General features: G+C 69.5%; 15 protein-coding genes. 5 read left to right on the forward strand and 10 right to left on the reverse strand.

Annotated features, from left to right (window positions below; genetic code table 11):
- Positions 1-36 precede the first annotated feature (36 nt).
- The 4 genes from ACH49X_RS12775 to ACH49X_RS12790 form a co-directional block, all read right to left on the reverse strand.
- Entirely contained in the window at positions 37-1,029 is a 993-nt protein-coding gene (locus ACH49X_RS12775; protein WP_357207499.1) for an ATP-binding cassette domain-containing protein, read from the reverse strand.
- A 171-nt stretch (positions 1,030-1,200) separates the two neighbouring features.
- The gene (menE, locus tag ACH49X_RS12780) at positions 1,201-2,361 is read right to left on the reverse strand and encodes an o-succinylbenzoate--CoA ligase (RefSeq protein ID WP_357207501.1); all 1,161 of its coding nucleotides are present in this window, start codon (positions 2,359-2,361) and stop codon (positions 1,201-1,203) included.
- A 337-nt stretch (positions 2,362-2,698) separates the two neighbouring features.
- Positions 2,699-3,091 (reverse strand): VOC family protein, encoded by a 393-nt coding sequence (locus ACH49X_RS12785; RefSeq protein ID WP_357112950.1) that lies wholly within the window; start codon positions 3,089-3,091, stop codon positions 2,699-2,701.
- Positions 3,091-3,984, reverse strand: a complete 894-nt coding sequence (locus ACH49X_RS12790) for a 1,4-dihydroxy-2-naphthoyl-CoA synthase (RefSeq protein WP_067810427.1) — start codon at positions 3,982-3,984, stop codon at positions 3,091-3,093. The genes ACH49X_RS12785 and ACH49X_RS12790 overlap by 1 nt, the downstream gene beginning before the upstream one ends.
- A gap of 188 nt (positions 3,985-4,172) precedes the next feature.
- Between ACH49X_RS12790 and ACH49X_RS12795 the strand changes: the two genes are divergently transcribed.
- The 3 genes from ACH49X_RS12795 to menD all read left to right on the forward strand — a co-directional run bounded on the left by ACH49X_RS12795 (position 4,173) and on the right by menD (position 7,757).
- On the forward strand, positions 4,173-4,829 hold the full coding sequence (locus tag ACH49X_RS12795; RefSeq protein WP_195083106.1) for a PaaI family thioesterase: 657 nt from the start codon (positions 4,173-4,175) through the stop codon (positions 4,827-4,829).
- Positions 4,830-4,903: 74 nt separating this feature from the next.
- Positions 4,904-5,350 (forward strand): DUF6918 family protein, encoded by a 447-nt coding sequence (locus ACH49X_RS12800; RefSeq protein ID WP_195083105.1) that lies wholly within the window; start codon positions 4,904-4,906, stop codon positions 5,348-5,350.
- A 763-nt stretch (positions 5,351-6,113) separates the two neighbouring features.
- A complete protein-coding gene (gene menD, locus ACH49X_RS12805; protein WP_357113064.1) occupies positions 6,114-7,757 on the forward strand; it encodes a 2-succinyl-5-enolpyruvyl-6-hydroxy-3-cyclohexene-1-carboxylic-acid synthase in 1,644 nt (547 codons plus the stop codon).
- A gap of 8 nt (positions 7,758-7,765) precedes the next feature.
- Here the strand turns inward: menD and ACH49X_RS12810 are convergent, their stop codons facing one another.
- Both ACH49X_RS12810 and ACH49X_RS12815 read right to left on the reverse strand, forming a co-directional pair.
- On the reverse strand, positions 7,766-7,993 hold the full coding sequence (locus tag ACH49X_RS12810) for a hypothetical protein (protein ID WP_195083103.1): 228 nt from the start codon (positions 7,991-7,993) through the stop codon (positions 7,766-7,768).
- A 129-nt stretch (positions 7,994-8,122) separates the two neighbouring features.
- Positions 8,123-8,371 carry a hypothetical protein gene (locus ACH49X_RS12815; RefSeq protein WP_195083102.1) on the reverse strand — a complete coding sequence of 83 codons (249 nt, stop codon included), beginning with the start codon at positions 8,369-8,371 and terminating at the stop codon, positions 8,123-8,125.
- A 126-nt stretch (positions 8,372-8,497) separates the two neighbouring features.
- Between ACH49X_RS12815 and ACH49X_RS12820 the strand changes: the two genes are divergently transcribed.
- On the forward strand, positions 8,498-9,100 hold the full coding sequence (locus tag ACH49X_RS12820) for a TIGR03086 family metal-binding protein (RefSeq protein ID WP_195083101.1): 603 nt from the start codon (positions 8,498-8,500) through the stop codon (positions 9,098-9,100).
- Here the strand turns inward: ACH49X_RS12820 and ACH49X_RS12825 are convergent.
- Entirely contained in the window at positions 9,097-9,708 is a 612-nt protein-coding gene (locus ACH49X_RS12825) for a TetR/AcrR family transcriptional regulator C-terminal ligand-binding domain-containing protein (RefSeq protein WP_357113069.1), read from the reverse strand. The genes ACH49X_RS12820 and ACH49X_RS12825 overlap by 4 nt on opposite strands.
- A gap of 113 nt (positions 9,709-9,821) precedes the next feature.
- On the opposite strand from ACH49X_RS12825, the gene ACH49X_RS12830 reads away from it, so the two are divergent.
- Entirely contained in the window at positions 9,822-10,856 is a 1,035-nt protein-coding gene (locus ACH49X_RS12830) for an aldo/keto reductase (RefSeq protein WP_195083182.1), read from the forward strand.
- Positions 10,857-10,971: 115 nt separating this feature from the next.
- On the opposite strand, the gene ACH49X_RS12835 is transcribed toward ACH49X_RS12830, so the two are convergent.
- The 3 genes from ACH49X_RS12835 to ACH49X_RS12845 all read right to left on the reverse strand — a co-directional run bounded on the left by ACH49X_RS12835 (position 10,972) and on the right by ACH49X_RS12845 (position 17,153).
- Positions 10,972-15,129, reverse strand: a complete 4,158-nt coding sequence (locus ACH49X_RS12835; RefSeq protein WP_397069703.1) for a molybdopterin-dependent oxidoreductase — start codon at positions 15,127-15,129, stop codon at positions 10,972-10,974.
- Positions 15,130-15,231: 102 nt separating this feature from the next.
- Positions 15,232-15,936: a demethylmenaquinone methyltransferase gene (locus ACH49X_RS12840; RefSeq protein ID WP_195083098.1), complete on the reverse strand. Its 705-nt coding sequence runs from the start codon at positions 15,934-15,936 to the stop codon at positions 15,232-15,234.
- A 74-nt stretch (positions 15,937-16,010) separates the two neighbouring features.
- On the reverse strand, positions 16,011-17,153 hold the full coding sequence (locus tag ACH49X_RS12845) for a glycosyltransferase family 1 protein (protein ID WP_357209313.1): 1,143 nt from the start codon (positions 17,151-17,153) through the stop codon (positions 16,011-16,013).
- Between the last annotated feature and the right edge of the window lie 18 nt (positions 17,154-17,171).

Raw genomic sequence — 17,171 nt, forward strand, 5'->3', positions numbered from 1 at the left:
GGTGGTCACACAGGCTGACGCCTGTGGTCCGGACGCTCATGCCGCGCTTTTCGCGGAATCGTCGGTGGTGTCGTCGGCGGGGTGGCCGGTGATGGTGAGGAAGACCTCGTCCAGGCTGGGCTTGGTCACGGTGATCTCGTCCACGCCGATTTCCCACTCCCGCAGGCGGATCAGCAGATCAGCGGTGACGCCCGCGTCGGTCAGCGGCGCGGTGAGTCGCCCCGCCTCCGGCGTGATCTGCGCTTCCGCGCCGAGGAAATCGCCGATGATGCGACGGGCTTCATCGAGCTGGCCGCGATCGACCAGAGTCAGATGCAGCGACGAACCGCCCACGGAAGCCTTCAGTTCGTCGGCCGTGCCGTCGGCGATCACCTTGCCGTGGTCGATCACCGCGATCCGGTCGGCCAGCTGGTCGGCCTCGTCCAGGTATTGCGTGGTGAGCAGCACCGTCGCGCCCTCGCGGACGAGGCGGCGGATGGTGTCCCACATCTGGGCGCGGGTGCGCGGGTCGAGGCCGGTCGTCGGTTCGTCGAGGAACAGCAGCGGCGGCGTCGCGATGAGACTGGCCGCCAGGTCGAGCCTGCGCCGCATGCCGCCGGAGAAATGCCGCAGCGGCTTGTCCGCCGCCTCGGTGAGATCGAATTCCTCCAGCAGTTCGGCCGCCTTGCGCCTGGCCTCTACCCGGCCGAGGCCGAGCAGGCGAGAGAAGACGATCAGGTTCTCGGTGGCGCTCAGGTCCTCGTCGACCGAGGCGTACTGCCCCGTGACGCCGATGAGCGAGCGGACGGCCGTCGGCTCGGCGACCACGTCGTGGCCGAAGATGCGTCCGGTGCCGCCGTCCGGTCGCAACAGGGTCGCGAGCATCCGGATGGTCGTGGTCTTGCCTGCGCCGTTCGGTCCGAGCACGCCGTACACCGAGCCCTGCGGCACCGCCAGGCTCACGCCGTCGACGGCCCGCTGTTCCCCGAACACCTTGACCAGGCCGTCCGCCTCGACGGCGAGCGCTGAAGTTGGTGCGAAAGAAGTCATGTGGACAACTGTGGACGCCTTGACTTGCACTGCTCTTGCACAGCGCTGTCACATCGGCCTTGCGTCGCGGCCCTCTCGTGGCTTGCGTCGGGGGTCGTTGACCACCGGCGCTCAGGAGGCAGGCGGCGTCGCCGCGGGCAGGGCCGGTGGTGGCCGCTGCCCGGTGATCCGTTAGCGGTTCGAGTCGGCCAGCAGGTATTCGCGGAGCTTGGCGCGGTCGGGCTTGCCGGGGCCGCGGAGGGGGAACTCGTCGAGGACGGCGAGTTCGCGGGGGGCCGCGATGGAGTCCAGTTCGGCGGCGACGTATTCGCGTAGCTCGGACAGGTTGGGCGTGGCGCCGGGGGCGGGGATCACCGCGACGGCGACGTGCTGGCCGAGCCGTTCGTCGGGCAGGCCGAGGACGACCACTTCGCTGATGGTCGGGTGGTTGATCAGCACGGCCTCGACCACCTGCGGGATCACCAGCAGGCCTCCGGTGGTGATCGCCTCGTCCAGCCGCCCTGTGATGCTCAGGACGCCGTTGTCGAAGGTGCCCGCGTCCTCGGTGCGGAACCAGCCCGGCTCGGCGAAGGCGGGATGGTCGGGCTGATTGCGGTAGCCCGAGGCGATCATCGCGCCGCCCAGCACCACCCTGCCGTCTTCGATCCGGACTTTCGTGCCCTCCAGCGGCACGCCGTCGTAGACGCAGCCGCCGCAGGTCTCGCTCATGCCGTAGGTACGCACCACGGTGATTCCCGCCGCTCGCGCGCGCTCGTAGACCGGCAGGGGAGTGGCCGCGCCGCCCACCAGCACGCCGTCGAGCTCGGCCAGAGCGGTGGTGGCGACAGGCGACTCCAAGGCTTTGATCAACTGGGTCGGGACCAGGGCGGTGTAGCGCCGCTCCCCGCGCATACCCGAGATGGCGCCCGCGAGGGCCTCTGGCAGGAATCCGCCGGACACGTCCAGCACGGTGGGTTCGGTTCCCGCCAGGATGCTGCGCAACAGCACCTGGATCCCGGCGATGTGATGGGTCGGAAGGGCCAGCAACCAGTTGCCGGGGCCGCCGAGCCGGTCATGGGTCGCGGTGCCGCTCGCGCGGAGGGCCGCCGAGCTGAGCATCGCGCCCTTCGGCACACCTGTGGTGCCGGAGGTGGTCACCACCAGAGCGATGTCCTCGTCGATCGGCTCACCCGGCGACAAGGCGTCGCTCAGGCGTCTCGCCTCGCGCCGATCGCTGGTGGGAATGGGGAGCCATGCGGCCCCGCTACCTTCCAGCGCCTCCCGCAGGTGCGGCATGACGTCGCCGAGACCGGAGCCGGTCGGCATCGGCAAGGTACGCAGTTTCTTGGTCATGCCATGCCTCGCCGCTCGCCCGGCTCGGTGCTGCCCAGAGCCGCAGTCCCCATGGCTCGCTCGCTGCACTCCCTCACGATAGGGATCGTGTCATGCCCGCGCCGCCGCGTGCGGAACGGGTCGGTATGCCGGAGTGGCGCGACCGTGGCGCGGCCACCCGGTGGGATCGGGGCTGAAGTACGACAGGCATCGATACTGCGATTCACTCGTCGGATGGGACACGGACACAGCCGGCCCGGACGTCGGCGGTCGGGTGGCCATCCGAGCGTTATCGTCCTCGCCGCTCGACGCGTTGGCAACTCGGTGCGGCCCGCCGTACTACCGAACGGAACCGTTGCTAGGACTCCTGCCAGCGGGTATCCCGCCGGATCGGATGGGTCGGCGGGACCTCGACCAGAACGATCGGCACACCGTCGGGATCGCGCACCCACATCTCGTGCAAACCCCACGGCTCCTCGACCGGGGCCCGATCGATCGGGATGCCCTTGAGCGCCAGCTCCGCCGCCGCGTCGGACACATCGCGCACCTGAAGCCAGATCGCGCCGTCGAACGACGACGGCTGGCCCGACCCGCCGTGCGATGCCACCTCGATCAGCGACTGTCCAGCGAAGAACACCGTTCCGCCCGGATACTCCCGCGCGATGGCCAGTTCCAGCCCGTCCCGATAGAACGCGAGCGTGGCCTCGTAGTCGGCGGGCCGAAGGATGATGCGGCTGCTGAGGATGTCCATCAGAAGTACCAGGGGTAGGGGGTCCAGTCCGGCTTGCGCTTCTGCAGGAACGCGTCGCGGCCTTCGACGGCTTCGTCGGTCATGTAGGCCATCCTCGTCGCCTCGCCGGCGAAAAGTTGCTGGCCCACAAGACCATCGTCCAGCAAATTGAACGCGTACTTCAGCATGCGCTGGGCCTGCGGAGACTTGCCGTTGATGTCGGCGGTCCACTCCAGCGCCACGTCCTCCAGTTCGGCGTGGTCGACGACCTTGTTCACCGCGCCCATCTGGTGCATCTCCTCGGCGGTGTAGGGACGGCCGAGGAAGAAGATCTCGCGGGCGAACTTCTGGCCGACCATCTTGGCCAGATACGCGCTGCCGTAGCCGCCGTCGAAGCTGCCCACGTCGGCGTCGGTCTGCTTGAACCGGGCGTGTTCGCGGCTGGCCAAGGTGAGATCGCAGACCACGTGCAGGCTGTGCCCGCCGCCCGCGGCCCATCCGTTCACCAGCGCGATCACCACCTTCGGCATGAAGCGGATCAACCGCTGCACCTCGAGGATGTGCAGGCGGCCGGCGCGGGCCTGGTCGACCGTATCGGCCGTCTCGCCGCTGGCGTACTGGTATCCGCTACGGCCGCGGATGCGCTGGTCACCGCCGGAGCAGAAGGCCCAGCCGCCGTCCTTGGGGCTGGGGCCGTTGCCGGTGAGCAGCACCGCGCCGACGTCCGAGGTCATCCGCGCGTGATCGAGCGCCCGGTAGAGTTCGTCGACCGTGTGCGGGCGGAACGCGTTGCGCACCTCCGGCCGGTCGAACGCGACACGCACGGTGCCCTGCTCGATGTGCCGGTGATAGGTGATGTCGGTCAGGTTCTCGAATCCCGGAACGGGGCGCCACAGCTTCGGATTGAACGTCACCGGGCAATGCTAGGTCTCGCTGGGCTCGAAAGTCGTGGTCGGGGCTGTGAGCGGCGCCGGAGCGAGGTGGGCGGGCCGTCGGTCTCGCACGCGGGCGGCGCGATGGAGCGGCCCCGAACCCCGGCTGGTCTCGCCGGGTCGCCGGGATCTCGATTTGACGGTGTAAAACCACGCGTTACCGTGCAGGTATGAGCGAGCAAGTGAAACCGGTTATCGACCGGAGCGCGGTGGACCGATCCCGGTACGAGAAGCACGGCGGGTTCCCGAAGGTCACGGCCGCGAAGGTCGGGCCGAACTTCGGCGGATTCGTGGACGCCATGCGGACGTTGCAGGATCTCGCGGTGTCCGTGGACGCGCCGGAGGAGATCTTCGGGGCCGCGCAAGCCAAAGCTCGTGAGCTGATCGACCTGCTCGAGCCCTACCGCGCGCCCGAATTGCAAGGCCCGGCGGGCCGCGCCGTCGAATTGCCGGGGCGGGGAAGCCTTCTGCTGCTGCCGTGGCAGGTGGTCTCGGCGGGCCCGGACGGCATCGAGATGACCGGTGTGTTCCGCCGCTTCCATCTCGGCGGCAACGGGGCCGCGCACGGCGGCGTGCTGCCGCTGCTGTTCGACGATCTGCTCGGCATGATCGTGCATTACGCCGGACGGCCGATCAGCCGCACCGCGTACCTTCACGTCAACTACCGCAAGATCACTCCGCTGGAGACGCAACTGACGGTTCGCGGAAGGGTCGACCGTATCGAAGGGCGAAAAACTTTCATCACCGCCGAATTGCTCGATGAGCAGGGCGATCTCCTCGCAGACTGCGAAGGTCTGATGGTCGAGTTGCTACCGTGGCAGCCGTAGCCGGGTGAATGCTGGCGCGGGCACGTATAGTTGCCCTCGCTCGTTCATCGATACCGATCCGGAGGAACCTGAAAGTGGTTGCAGCACTGTCTGAATCCCTGCTCGACGACGCGAAGCGCCCGGCTTTCCTTGCCGATGCCGTCGAGGTTCTCGACGCCGAGGTGTCGGACAAGGGTGGTGCGTCCGGCCTGGCTGTGAAGGGTGGCTACGCGGCGGTCAAGAAGATCAGCCCGTCCATCGTGCCCGATGCGCTGGAGTCGTTGGCGCCCAAGCTGGTCGCGCAGCTGGAGCCGTTCTGGCAGGAGTACACGGCGTCGGGCACCGGCAAGTTCGCCGACCTGCTCGTCGCCAAGTCCGACGAGGTCGCCGAGGCGTTGCTCGCCGTCACCGACGCTCGCGCCGAGGCCTCCAGCCGCCCTGCCCTGCAGAAGGTCTACTCCTCGATGCGTTCTTCGGCGAAGAAGAACGTCATCGAGGCGCTGCCCCGGGTCGGCGACCTGATCGAAAAGCACGCTCGGTAGTTTTTCCAGCGCCTGCGGCGCTGGGTGTTCGCGGCCCTCTTATGGCTCGCGCCCGAGCGACCACCGCTTGCGACTTCGTCGCGGACGCGGCGGCCACTCGGACGCGAGCCGGGCTGTGTTGGTTTTTCCAGCGCCTGCGGCGCTGGGTGTTCGCGGCCCCCTTATGGCTCGCGCCCGAGCGACCACCGCTTGCGACTTCGTCGCGGACGCGGCGGCCGCTCGGACGCGAGCCGGGCCGCGAACGGCGCATGCTCGGTCTCGCTTCGCTCGAAACCGGTAGTCGTGCTGGTACCGTCGCGTGACGAGGCAAGGTCATGATTTGAGCCTTGCCTCTGGGCGCGCTCGAATGTCCGGGCGCTGGCGGTATGTCGCGGACGTGGTGGCTAGCGGCTGTATGCGGGTTCGACAGTTCGAAGCGGAGCTGACCGTAGGAGCCAATTCGGGGGTAGAGCAGGCTTGCAATGGGGACGCTGAGGGGTCATAGACTCAGCGGCCGCTTCCAGCCATCGGCGAGTCTGTTGGGGTGGCGGCCGATCGACTATCGCCGAGCGCGTCCGCCGATACGCTCGGTGCGTCGGCGGTCCTCGCCGCAGGCGTGATCTTTCGCCGCAGGCGTGATCTGACGGCACGGTTGTACGAGGACTCCGCAATCAGTTCATTGCGATCCCCGCGACCGTGGGAAGCCCGCCCGTGGGCGACGACACAGTGTGATTGCGAACCTCCCGGCGGGGACTTCTAGTTGACTGTCTGCCAGTCTGGAGGCGTGAACCCGTCTACAGCACAAGCGCAGGTCGTCGTCGACGAACTCGTGCGCGGGGGCGTGCGGGATGTCGTCCTGTGCCCCGGCTCCCGGAACGCTCCGCTGGCGTTCGCCCTGCAAGCCGCCGATTCGGCCGGGCGACTGCGCCTGCACATGCGGATCGACGAGCGCACGGCGGGCTTCCTCGCCATCGGGCTCGCGCTCGCGAGCAGCCTTCCGGTCCCGGTCGTGATGACCTCGGGCACCGCGGTGGCCAATCTCGGGCCCGCCGTGCTGGAGGCGAACTACGCTCGCGTCCCGCTGGTGGTGCTCAGCGCCAACCGGCCCTATGAACTGCTCGGCTCCGGCGCCAACCAGACCGTCGAACAGTTCGGCCTGTTCGGCAGCCAGGTCCGCGCGACCATCTCGCTCGGTCTCGCGGAAGATGAGGCGGGCGACGCCGAGCATGCGCCGTACGGCCAGCAGAACAGCCAGTGGCGTTCGGCGGTCTGCCGGGTGCTGGCGGCGGCGCGCGGCACGCGCTCCGGCAACGCGGGCCCGGTGCACTTCGACGTCCCGCTGCGTGAGCCCCTGGTACCCGACCTGGCGCCGGGCGAGACGGCTCCGACGGGACGCGCGGGCGATCGTGCCTGGACCGAGACCCAGTACGCCACCTTGGACGTGCCGCTCGATCTCGACCTCACTCCGGACACCGTCGTGATCTCCGGTCACGGCGCCGGCTTCCGGCCGGAGCTGGCGGACCTGCCGACCGTCGCCGAGCCCACCGCCCCCATGCACGGTCCCGCGCTGCACCCACTGGCGTTGCCGCTGCTGCGGCCCGCGCAGGCGATCATCACCGGCCGCCCGACCCTGCACCGGCAGGTGTCGAAGGTGCTCGCCGATCCGGACATCCGGGTCTACGCGCTGACTACCGGCCCGCGGTGGCCCGACGTGTCCGGCAACGTGGTCGGCACCGGCACCCGCGCCGTCACCGTCGGCGCCCCGAGGCCGCAATGGCTGGAGCACTGCAGCGAGCTGAACGCGAGAGCCGACCAGGTGGTGCGTGGCGAACTCGCCCGCCACCCGAAACCCACGGGGCTGCACGTCGCCGCGGTGGTGATGGACGCGCTGCGCGACGGCGACCAACTGCTGCTCGGCGCCTCGAACCCGGTCCGGGACGCGGCGCTGGTGTCGCATCCGCGTCCCGGCGTCAAAGTGCTGTCCAACCGCGGCGTGGCCGGCATCGACGGCACGGTATCCACCGCGGTGGGCGCGGCGCTGCACCATGACGGGCGCACCATCGCCCTGATCGGCGACCTGACCTTCCTGCACGACGCGTCCGGCCTGCTGATCGGACCGGGCGAACCGCGGCCCGCGGATCTGACCATCGTCGTCGCCAACGACGACGGCGGCGGCATCTTCGAACTGCTCGAGCAGGGCGACCCGCAATACGCGGGCGTGTTCGAGCGGGTCTTCGGCACCCCGCACGGCATGGATCTGGCCGCCTTGTGCGCCGCCTATCGCATCCCGCACCGGCAGGTGGACCCGCAGCAGCTGGCCGTCGAGCTGACCGCGCACGCGCATGGCATGCGGGTGCTCGAGGTGGCCACCGAGCGGTCCAGCCTGCGGGAACTGCACGCGACGGTGCGAGCCGGGATCCGGCCCTGACCGGGCGGTCAGAAGTCGAATTCCTCCTCGGGGTCGTCATCGATCGGAACCGCGATGGACTGTTCGAGCACATCCGCCGGGTTCGCCTCGAAGGTGTCGCGCTCCAGAGCCGCCCGCCCGACCAGCTCGTCCTGCTCGGGCAGGTCATCGGCGAGCACGGGTTCCTCCGGATACGCCGGAACCGACTGCTCGGCGAGATCGGCCTCAGGGACCGCGTCGGCAAGGGGATCTGACATCGTGCGCTCCTCTCCGCGTAGGCCTCTCGCTCGGCATACCCGTCGTGGCACGCCGCAATCGAGGCGGACGATCAACTCCGACTGCATCGAGGATGCCCGCGGCCGGGCCGCAGGGCAAGCACCGGAGGCTTACGGTTGTCGCGCTTCGCCTGCCCGCGGCGCAGTCGCGTCCGCGGGGTGTTCCACGAGCGCGAGCATGCGCCCGGCCATGAACCGCGCGGTTCGCACCGCCGTCCCGGATCGCGTCACTTCGCTCACTTCGACCACCCCTCGCGCGATCCGTACCTCGACTCGCCGCCCCGCTCGGGTGGCCGCGATCTCATAATTCCGGGACCCGTCGCCGACATCGACGACGATCTCCACCCGATCACCCTTCATCTTTCAATTGTCCGCTTTTCCAGGACTTTTCGCCGCTACGGGTTGATCTCGGAACGGCCCGCCGATCAGTTTCGCCGCCTCGCGCCGTCTCCATATGCGGAGACGATTCACACCCGAGGAGGCCAGATGGAACCCGAGTTCGACTTCGAGCCCGCGGCAGCCGCGTTGGCGACCGTTGTCGGCGGCATCGCCGACGATCGGCTCGCGGCGCCGACGCCGTGCGCCGACACCACGGTCCGCGATCTGCTCGCCCACGTGGTTGATCTGACCGAGGCGTTCCGGCAGGCGGCCACCAAGGAGGCGGTCGGCGGTTCGGTCGCGCCCGCGCCCCCTGCCGAGCGTGCCTTGCCGGAGGACTGGCGTGAGCGCATCCCGGCCCAGCTCGATGCCTTGGTGACGGCGTGGCGGGAGCCGGCGGCCTGGGACGGCGTGACCGAGGCCGGGGGAGTGAGCGAGCCCGCCCCCGTGATGGCCAGGATCGCCCTGGACGAGGTGGTCGTGCACGGCTGGGACCTCGCGAAGGCCACCGGCCAGACCTTCTCGTGTGCCGCCGGGGATCTGGCGACCCTGCTGGACCTGCTGCGCGACACGCCCGCCGAAGGGGTGCCCGGTCTGTTCGGCCCCGTGCTGCCGGTCACGGCTGATGCCACCGCTTTGGAGCGAGTCCTCGCTCTCACCGGCCGCCGCGCCGACTGGACCGCACAGGACAGGGGAGCGGTGCTCGGTTAGCCGGCGGTGGGCACGAACGTGCCCGCGCGTACGGCATCGACGGCGGCGCGGGCGGCGGTGTCCGCCGCGGCGTCGTCGATCGGATCGCCGCTGGCGAGCAACCGGTAGTACAGCGGCGCCGACACCGCAGACAGCACCGCGCGCGCGTCGGTGCGCTCGGGTGCTTCGCCGCGCGCGATCGCGGACGTCACACAGGCCGACCATTCGGTGAGGCGAACGTCGTAGAAGTGGCGCAGGGCGGCCGCGGCGGACTCGTCGCAGGTGGCGGCCGCGATCACGGCGCGGAAGAGCCTGCCCTGGCGGGGATCGGACAGAGTTTTCGCCACCAGGCGGGCGTTGGCGGTGAGATCACCGAGAAGCGAGCCGGTGTCGGCGTGCGGCAGCGACTGCTCGGCCATGTCGGCCAGCAGGTCGGCGATCAGGCCGGTGGGCGTGCGCCAGCGGCGGTAGACGGTGGTCTTGCCGACCTCGGCGCGCGTCGCGACCTCCGCGAGATCCAGGTGTGCGAAACCTCGTTCGGCCAGCAGGTCACCCGCGGCTCGCAGTACGGCCGCGCGGACGCGTGCGGTGCGTCCACCTGGCCGGATCGATCCGGGTTCCATCGCCATAACGGGACTCCAGTTTCATTTGTGGGCGAACGGGTGTACCGTCCGAAGTGTTAACGGAACTATAGACCCTTTAGGAGGTTGGCCCAGTGAACGTACGGACGATGGATACGCAGATGGAGTACCGGCGGCTCGGCGCATCCGGCCTGCAGGTCCCGGCGCTGAGCTTCGGCGCGGGCACCTTCGGCGGGCGCGGAGAGCTGTTCGGCGCGTGGGGCGACACCGATGCCGAACAGGCGCGACGGCTGGTCGACATCAGTTTGGACGCGGGCGTGAACATGTTCGACACCGCCGACGTGTACTCCGACGGAGCTTCCGAGGAGATCCTGGGTGCCGCCGTCAAGGGCAGGCGTGACCGAGTGCTGTTGTCCACCAAGGCGACATTGCCCACCGGACCGGGGCCGCGGGACGCCGGTTCCGGCCGGGCCAGGTTGATCAATGCGGTGGAGGGATCGCTGCGCAGGCTGGGCGCCGACTACATCGATCTGTTCCAGCTGCACGCCTTCGACGCCGGCACGCCGGTGGAGGAAGTCGTCGCCGCGCTGGACGATCTGGTGCGCGCGGGCAAAATCCGTTACGTCGGCGCGTCGAACTTCGCGGGCTGGCAGTTGATGAAATCCCTCGCCGTGGCGGATCGCAACGGTCTGACCAGGTACGTCGCGCATCAGGTCTACTACTCGCTGGTCGGGCGCGACTACGAGTGGGAACTCATGCCCCTGGGCCGCGACCAGGGCGTCGGCGCGGTGGTCTGGAGTCCGCTGGGCTGGGGCAGGCTCACCGGGAAGATCCGCCGCGGGCAACCACTTCCGGAAGGAAGCCGCCTGCACCGCACCGCCGAGGCCGGTCCACCGGTGGACGATGAGAAGCTGTACGACGTGGTGGACGTCCTCGACGAACTGGCCGCCGAAACCGGCAAGACGGTCCCGCAGATCGCCCTCAACTGGCTGCTGCGCCGCCCCACCGTCGCCACGGTCATCGTCGGCGCCCGCAACGAGGAGCAGTTGCGCCAGAACCTCGGCGCGATCGGCTGGGAACTCGACGCCGACCAGATCGCCCGCCTCGACAAAGCCAGCGCCACCACCCCGCCCTACCCCTACTACCCGTACTACCGCCTCCCGGACTTCACCCGCCTGAACCCACCCGCGGTGTGAGCGAGGACGGTCAGTCCGCTTGTCGGATCCTTCTTGTTCTTCGACGGAGCGGGGCGCGGCTGTGTTCCTCGATGTGACGTGCATCACCGCGGGGGCGGCCGCCTGATCCGGCCGGTCAGTACACGTCGCGGACGTAACGCTTCTCGGCGATGAGCTGCTTCTTGAACGCCAGTGCGCCGTCCTCGTCGAGCTTGCCGTGGATACGGGCGATTCGTAGCAGTGCTTCGTCGACGTCCTTGGCCATGCGGCTGGCGTCGCCGCAGACGTAGAAATGTGCGCCGTCGCGTAGCCAGGACCACAGCTCCGCGCCGTGCTCGATCATGCGGTGCTGCACGTAGATCCGCTCCCGCTGGTCGCGGGAGAAGGCCAGGTCGAGGCGGGTGAGGAAGCCGGAACGGAACATGTCCTCCAGCTCAGCGCGGTAGTAGAAATTGTGCGCCGCATGCTGATCGCCGAAGAACAGCCAGTTGCGCCCGGTGCAGCCGAGGGCCCTGCGCTCCTGCAAGAAACCGCGGAAAGGGGCGATGCCGGTGCCGGGGCCCACCATGATCATCGGCGCTGTGGGGTCGGACGGAGGACGGAAATGCGGTGCGCGCTGCAGGAATATCGGCACCGTCGGGTCGGCGGAGTCGGCGAGGAAAGTCGAGCACACCCCGCCGCGCCGCACCGCCGAACCGGTGGCCGCCGGGTCGCCATAGCGCACGATACCGACGGTCAGTTCCACCTCATCCGGGGTGAACAGCGGACTCGACGAGATCGAATACTGGCGCGGCTGCAGTTTCTTCATGGCTGCGAGCCACTCCACCAGATCGGCCCGCACGGGGAAGTCGCGCAGCACGTCCACGGCCTGACGATCCCACAGGTAGTTCGCCAGCTCGTTGCGGTTGTCCCGGCGCAGCAGTTTGGCGAGTTTGCCGCTGGGGTTGCGCTCGGCGAGGAAGCCGAGCAGATCCGAGCCGACCTTGGTGATGTCGAAGTGCGTGCGCAGCGCCTCGGCGAGGGGGATCTCACGCTCGTCGACCTCGACCGTCCGGCGACCGTCCAGCCCGGTGGCGGCGAGCCATTCGGTGACCAGAGCGGTGTTGTTCACGGGCCACACGCCCAGCGAATCGCCCACCTCGTACCGGGCGTCCAGGCCGCGCAGATCGAACGCGAAGCGGCGCACTTCTTTCGGTGATCCCGCGGTCGAGAGCAATTCGTTGCGCACCAGAGCGGCACGAATCGGCGCGTTGCGCGTGAACGGCGCGGTGCGAGTGCGTCCGGGCGCCGGGGCGACGGTCGGCAGTTCCACCGTGGCCACTCCGCCCCGGGGCGCGGGTCCGGCGGGTCCGATTCCACCGCTCACCGGCACATCGGGGGAGGGATCCTCGCCCAAGGCGGTCAGGACGGCATCGAGCCAGCGCCGCGCCGCGTCTTCGTAATCGGGCTCACTGTCGACGCGGGGAAGCAGCCGGGTCGCGCCCAGTTCGGCGAATTTCTGGTCGAGTTTGCGGCCGTAACCGCAGAAGTCGTCATAGGAGGAGTCGCCGAGCGCGAACACGGCGTAGCGCACACCCGTCAACCGCACGACGCCGCCGGCCAGCCGATCCCAGAAATCGGCTCCGTTGTCCGGCGGGCCTCCGTCGCCGAACGTGCTGCTGACCACGAGCACGTCGCCTTGGAGCGCACCCGGGTCGCAGGAGTCCAGGTCCGACAGTCGCGGTGTGAAGTCGTGTTCGGCGAGGTGCGCGGCGACGGCGGCGGCGAACTGTTCGGCGGTGCCGGTCTGCGAGGCCCACAGGACGGTGACCGTGCGAGCGTCGTCCGCCTCCGTCGTGGTCGCCGCATCACGCGAATACATCCCGGCCAGCAGCCCGTCGACCCACAGCCTGGTGTGCGCGGACATCGGCGCCGAATCCGGGAGCACCGGCTGACCGGTCACCGGAATTGCTTGCAGCGCAGCGAGATAGCCGCTGAGGTAGATTCGCTCCGTCTCGCTGAGCGTGGGGGCGGTGCCGCTGTCGAGACCGAGCACGGCGGCCAGCGGATGCGCCGCCTGTGCCGCGGGCAGCGCGGCGGGAATCTGCGGCTGCGGCACCGAAGCCACCCGGCGCAGCGCGACCGCGCACGCCTTGAACTCCGGTTGCAGCGAGGCCGGATCGACCGCGTCGTTGGTGACCGCGTTGATGGTCAGGTATTCGCCATGCTCGTCGTTCCAATGGAACGGCGCGAAGCAATCACCCTGCCGTACCCGGTCGCTGACCCGCACCGGCAGCACGGCGCGGCCACGGCGGGAGGCGATCTCGAGCTGGTCGTCCGCGCGCAGGCCGAGCCGCTCGGCGTCGGCCGGATGCACCTCGACGAACGGGGCGCCGGTCAGCTTGGTCAGCTTGTCGATCTTGCCGGTCTTGGTCATCGTGTGCCACTGGTGTTGCAGACGGCCGGTGTTCAGCAGGAACGGGTAGTCGTCGTCGGGCATCTCGTCGGGCAGCATGTGCGGCCGCGGCCAGAACACGGCGCGGCGGCTCGGCGTGGCGAAGGCCAGCCGGGGCCGGCGGCCGTTCTCGTCGACGAACGGCGTCTGGCTGATTCCATCGTTGACGTAGCGGATCGGATTGCGCCTGCGCTCCGGCTCCGCGCACGGCCACTGCATCGGCCCTTCCCGCAGCGCCGCATAGCTCACCCCGCGCAGGTCGTAGCCGGTGGCGGGATTCGCGAACCGCGTGATCTCGTCGAACACCTCGGCGCTGGAGGCGAAGTCGAAGCCGGGGAAGCCCATGGCGGTGGCGACGTCGGCGATGATCCGCCAGTCCGGGCGCGCGTCGCCGATGGGCGGGACCGACTGCTGCAGCAGGGTGAGGTTGCGTTCGGAATTCACCATCACCGCGTCGGCTTCCGCCCAGAGCGTGGCGGGCAGCAGCAGGTCGGCGTAGGCGTTGGTCGCGGTCTCGGTGTAGGCGTCCTGGGCGATCACCAGTTCGGCCGCTTCCAGCCCCGCGATCACGGTCTTCCGGTTGGACACGGTGGCGACAGGGTTGGTGCAGATGATCCAGGCCGCTTTGATCGTCCCTTCGGACAGTCCGCGGAACATCTCCACCGTTCCCGGCCCGGCCTCGGTGCGCAGCGTGCCCGGCTCCAGTTCCCACACGGTCTCCACGAACCTGCGGTCCTCCGCGGAGAGCACGCTGCGCTGACCGGGCAGGCCGGGGCCCATGTACCCCATCTCGCGCCCGCCCATCGCGTTCGGCTGCCCGGTGAGCGAGAACGGCCCGCTACCGGGACGACAGATCGCGCCGGTGGCCAGGTGCAGGTTGCACAGCGCGTTGGTGTTCCAGGTGCCGTGCGTGGACTGGTTGAGTCCCATCGTCCACAGCGACATCCACTCGCCCGCCGCGCCGATCCACTCGGCGGCGGTCCGGATGTCGGCCTCGGCCAAGCCGGTGATCTCCGCCACCCGCTCCGGCGGATAGTCGGCCAGGAACTCCGGCATCGACTCCCAGCCCTCGGTGTGCTCGGCGATGAATTCCGCGTCGATGTGGCCGCCTGCCACCAGCAGGTGCAGCAGACCGTTGAGCAGCGCGAGGTCCGTGCCGGGCGCGATCTGCAGGAACAGATCGGCGCGCGCGGCGGTCTCGGTGCGGCGCGGATCGACCACGATGAGCTTGGCCCCCGCCTTGAGCCGATCGGCCATCCGCAGGAAAAGGATGGGATGGCAGTCGGCCATGTTCGCGCCGATGACGAAGAACAGGTCCGCGTGCTCGAAGTCGTCGTAGGAGCCGGGCGGGCCGTCCGCGCCGAGCGACTGCTTGTATCCGGTGCCCGCGCTGGCCATGCACAGCCGCGAGTTCGCCTCCATGTGCACCGTGCGCAGGTAACCCTTGGCGAGTTTGGTCGCGAGGTACTGGGCCTCCAGCGACATCTGCCCGGAGACGTACAGCGCGATCGCGTCCGGTCCGTGCTCGTCGAGGATCGCGCGCAACCGGGTGGCGGCCTCGTGAACGGCCTCGTCGACGGGAAACGGCACCGGGACCTGACCGCGTTCGAAGCGCCGGTAGGCGGTCTCCATCCGCCCCGGCGTGCGCATCAACTCCGCGTGAGTCGCACCCTTGGTGCACAGCCTGCCCGCGTTCGCCGGATGCAGTTTGTCGCCGCTGACCTTGGCGATCACCGGCTTGCCCGCGTCGTCGGCGGCGGTCGACACCGTGATCCCGCAGCCCACGCCGCAGTACGAGCACGCCGTTGTGGCGGTGCCGTCGCCGCGGCCGGTCACTGGATCGGTCATGTCTCCGATCATGCGGACCGCCGATTGCGCCGGATTTACCTCGCGTTAGCGGCAGGTGACATTCCTCCTCACCGCTGCAGGATCGGCCGGTGAGGTGTGATCGATGTCTCCGGATCAGCCGAGCTTGTAGGCCCGGTGCAGGGCCACCACGCCCCCGGTGAGATTGCGCCACTTCACCGACGACCACCCGTTCGCGGCGATCCGCATCGCCAGCCTGCGCTGATTGGGCCACTCCGAGATCGATTCGGCCAGGTAGACGTAGGCCTCGGGATTACTGCTCACCACGCGCGCCACCTTGGGCAGCGCCTTCATCAGATACTCCAGGTAGACCGTGCGGAACACCGGCAGCACCGGCGCGGAGAACTCGCACACCACCAGCCTGCCGCCGGGCTTGGTGACCCGCAGCATCTCCCGCAGCGCGAGATCGGTGTCGGCCACGTTGCGCAGCCCGAACGAGATGGTCACCGCGTCGAAGGAGTCGTCGGCGAACGGCAGCGCCATCGCGTCGGCCGCCACCATCGGCACGTCGCGGAACCGGCCCGCGCTGAGCATGCCCTTGGAGAAGTCGGCCGCGAGGCACCAAGCGCCGGATTTCTGCAGTTCCAGCGTCGATACCCCGGTGCCTGCCGCGAGATCGAGCAGCCGCTCGCCCGGCCGTGCCGCCAGCGCCTTGCGTGTCGCCCAGCGCCAGTAGCGATCCTGCCCGGCGGAGATCACCGTATTGGTCAGGTCGTAGCGCCGGGCGACGCCGTCGAACATCGCCGCGACCTCATGCGGCTGCTTGTCCAACGAGGCACGGTTCGATTGCGTTTTCGCCACGCCAAGACCCTAACTCGCGGTCTGTTACGAACCGAGCGCGGCGCGTGGATACCTCCGTCACGTTCCGGCCGTGTTCACGCCGTATGCGGCAACCGAATCCGCGTGCCGGTCACTTCGGCGTAGTGGCCCATCAGCTGCGCGCAGACGGCGGGCCAGGTCCGGGACAGCACCGATTTCCGCGCCGCACCGGCGAATCGGGTCCGCAGCTGTGCATCGTGCAGCGCCCCGACAGCACTCGGCAGCAGCTCGCCGAACCGGTCCACCGGAAGCAGATAGCCGTTGCGGCAGTGCGCGATCAGGTCGCGCGGGCCGCCCGCGTCGGGACCGATCACCGGGACACCCGATGCCAGCGCCTCCTGCACGCCCTGGCAGAACGTCTCGTGCTCGCCCGCGTGCACCATGACGTCCAGGCTGGCGTACGCCCGCGCCAGCGCTTCGCCGCCGAGTTCGCCGGTGAACACCGCGGTCGGCATCAGCCGGGTCAGCCGCCTGCGCTCCGGCCCGTCGCCGACGATCACCAGTTGGACATCCGGGTCGGCGGCAAGCACCGCGAGCCGCTCGACGTGCTTCTCCGGCGCGAGCCGCCCGACGAAACCGACCAGCAGCCGGTCACGGCCGGCGCGCCAGGCGTCCCGCAATACGGCGCAGCGGGCGCTCGGGGTGAACCGCGCGATGTCGACACCGCGCCCCCACCGGTGCACGCGGGGGATGCCGTGCCTGGCCAGGTCCTCCGCCGCCGCACTGGACGGGGCGAGCGTGCGTGTCGCGCCCTCGTGGATGCGCCGGGTCCAACCCCAGGCGGCGCGGCTCGCCAGCCCGAGCCCGTAGCTCTTGGCGAAACCCGCCACGTCGGTCTGATACACCGCGACGGTGGGCAGATCCAGCCGCAATGCCGCGCCGAGACCGCCGGCCCCGAGCAGGAACGGCGAAGCCAGGTGGACCACATCGGCGTCGAAGTCCTCGATGGCCGAGACGATGCCAGGCTGCGGCAGCCCGACCGGCAGCGAGCTGATCTTCGGGACCATGACCGCGGGAACGCGGTGGACCGGGAAGCGCTCGTAGTGCCGCGGTGCGGCGGGCTGTCCGCGCGGGGTGTCCGGCGCGATGATCAGCGCGTCGTGCCCGTTCCGGTCCAGGTGTTCGAGCACCCGCAGCACGGAGTTGACGACGCCGTTCATGTTCGGCAGGAACGACTCCGCGACGATCGCTACACGCACGTTTCCCAGCCTGACCGC

Source organism: Nocardia sp. NPDC019323 (genome assembly GCF_044389845.1).
In the GTDB taxonomy this organism is placed as follows: Bacteria; Actinomycetota; Actinomycetes; order Mycobacteriales; family Mycobacteriaceae; genus Nocardia; species Nocardia implantans.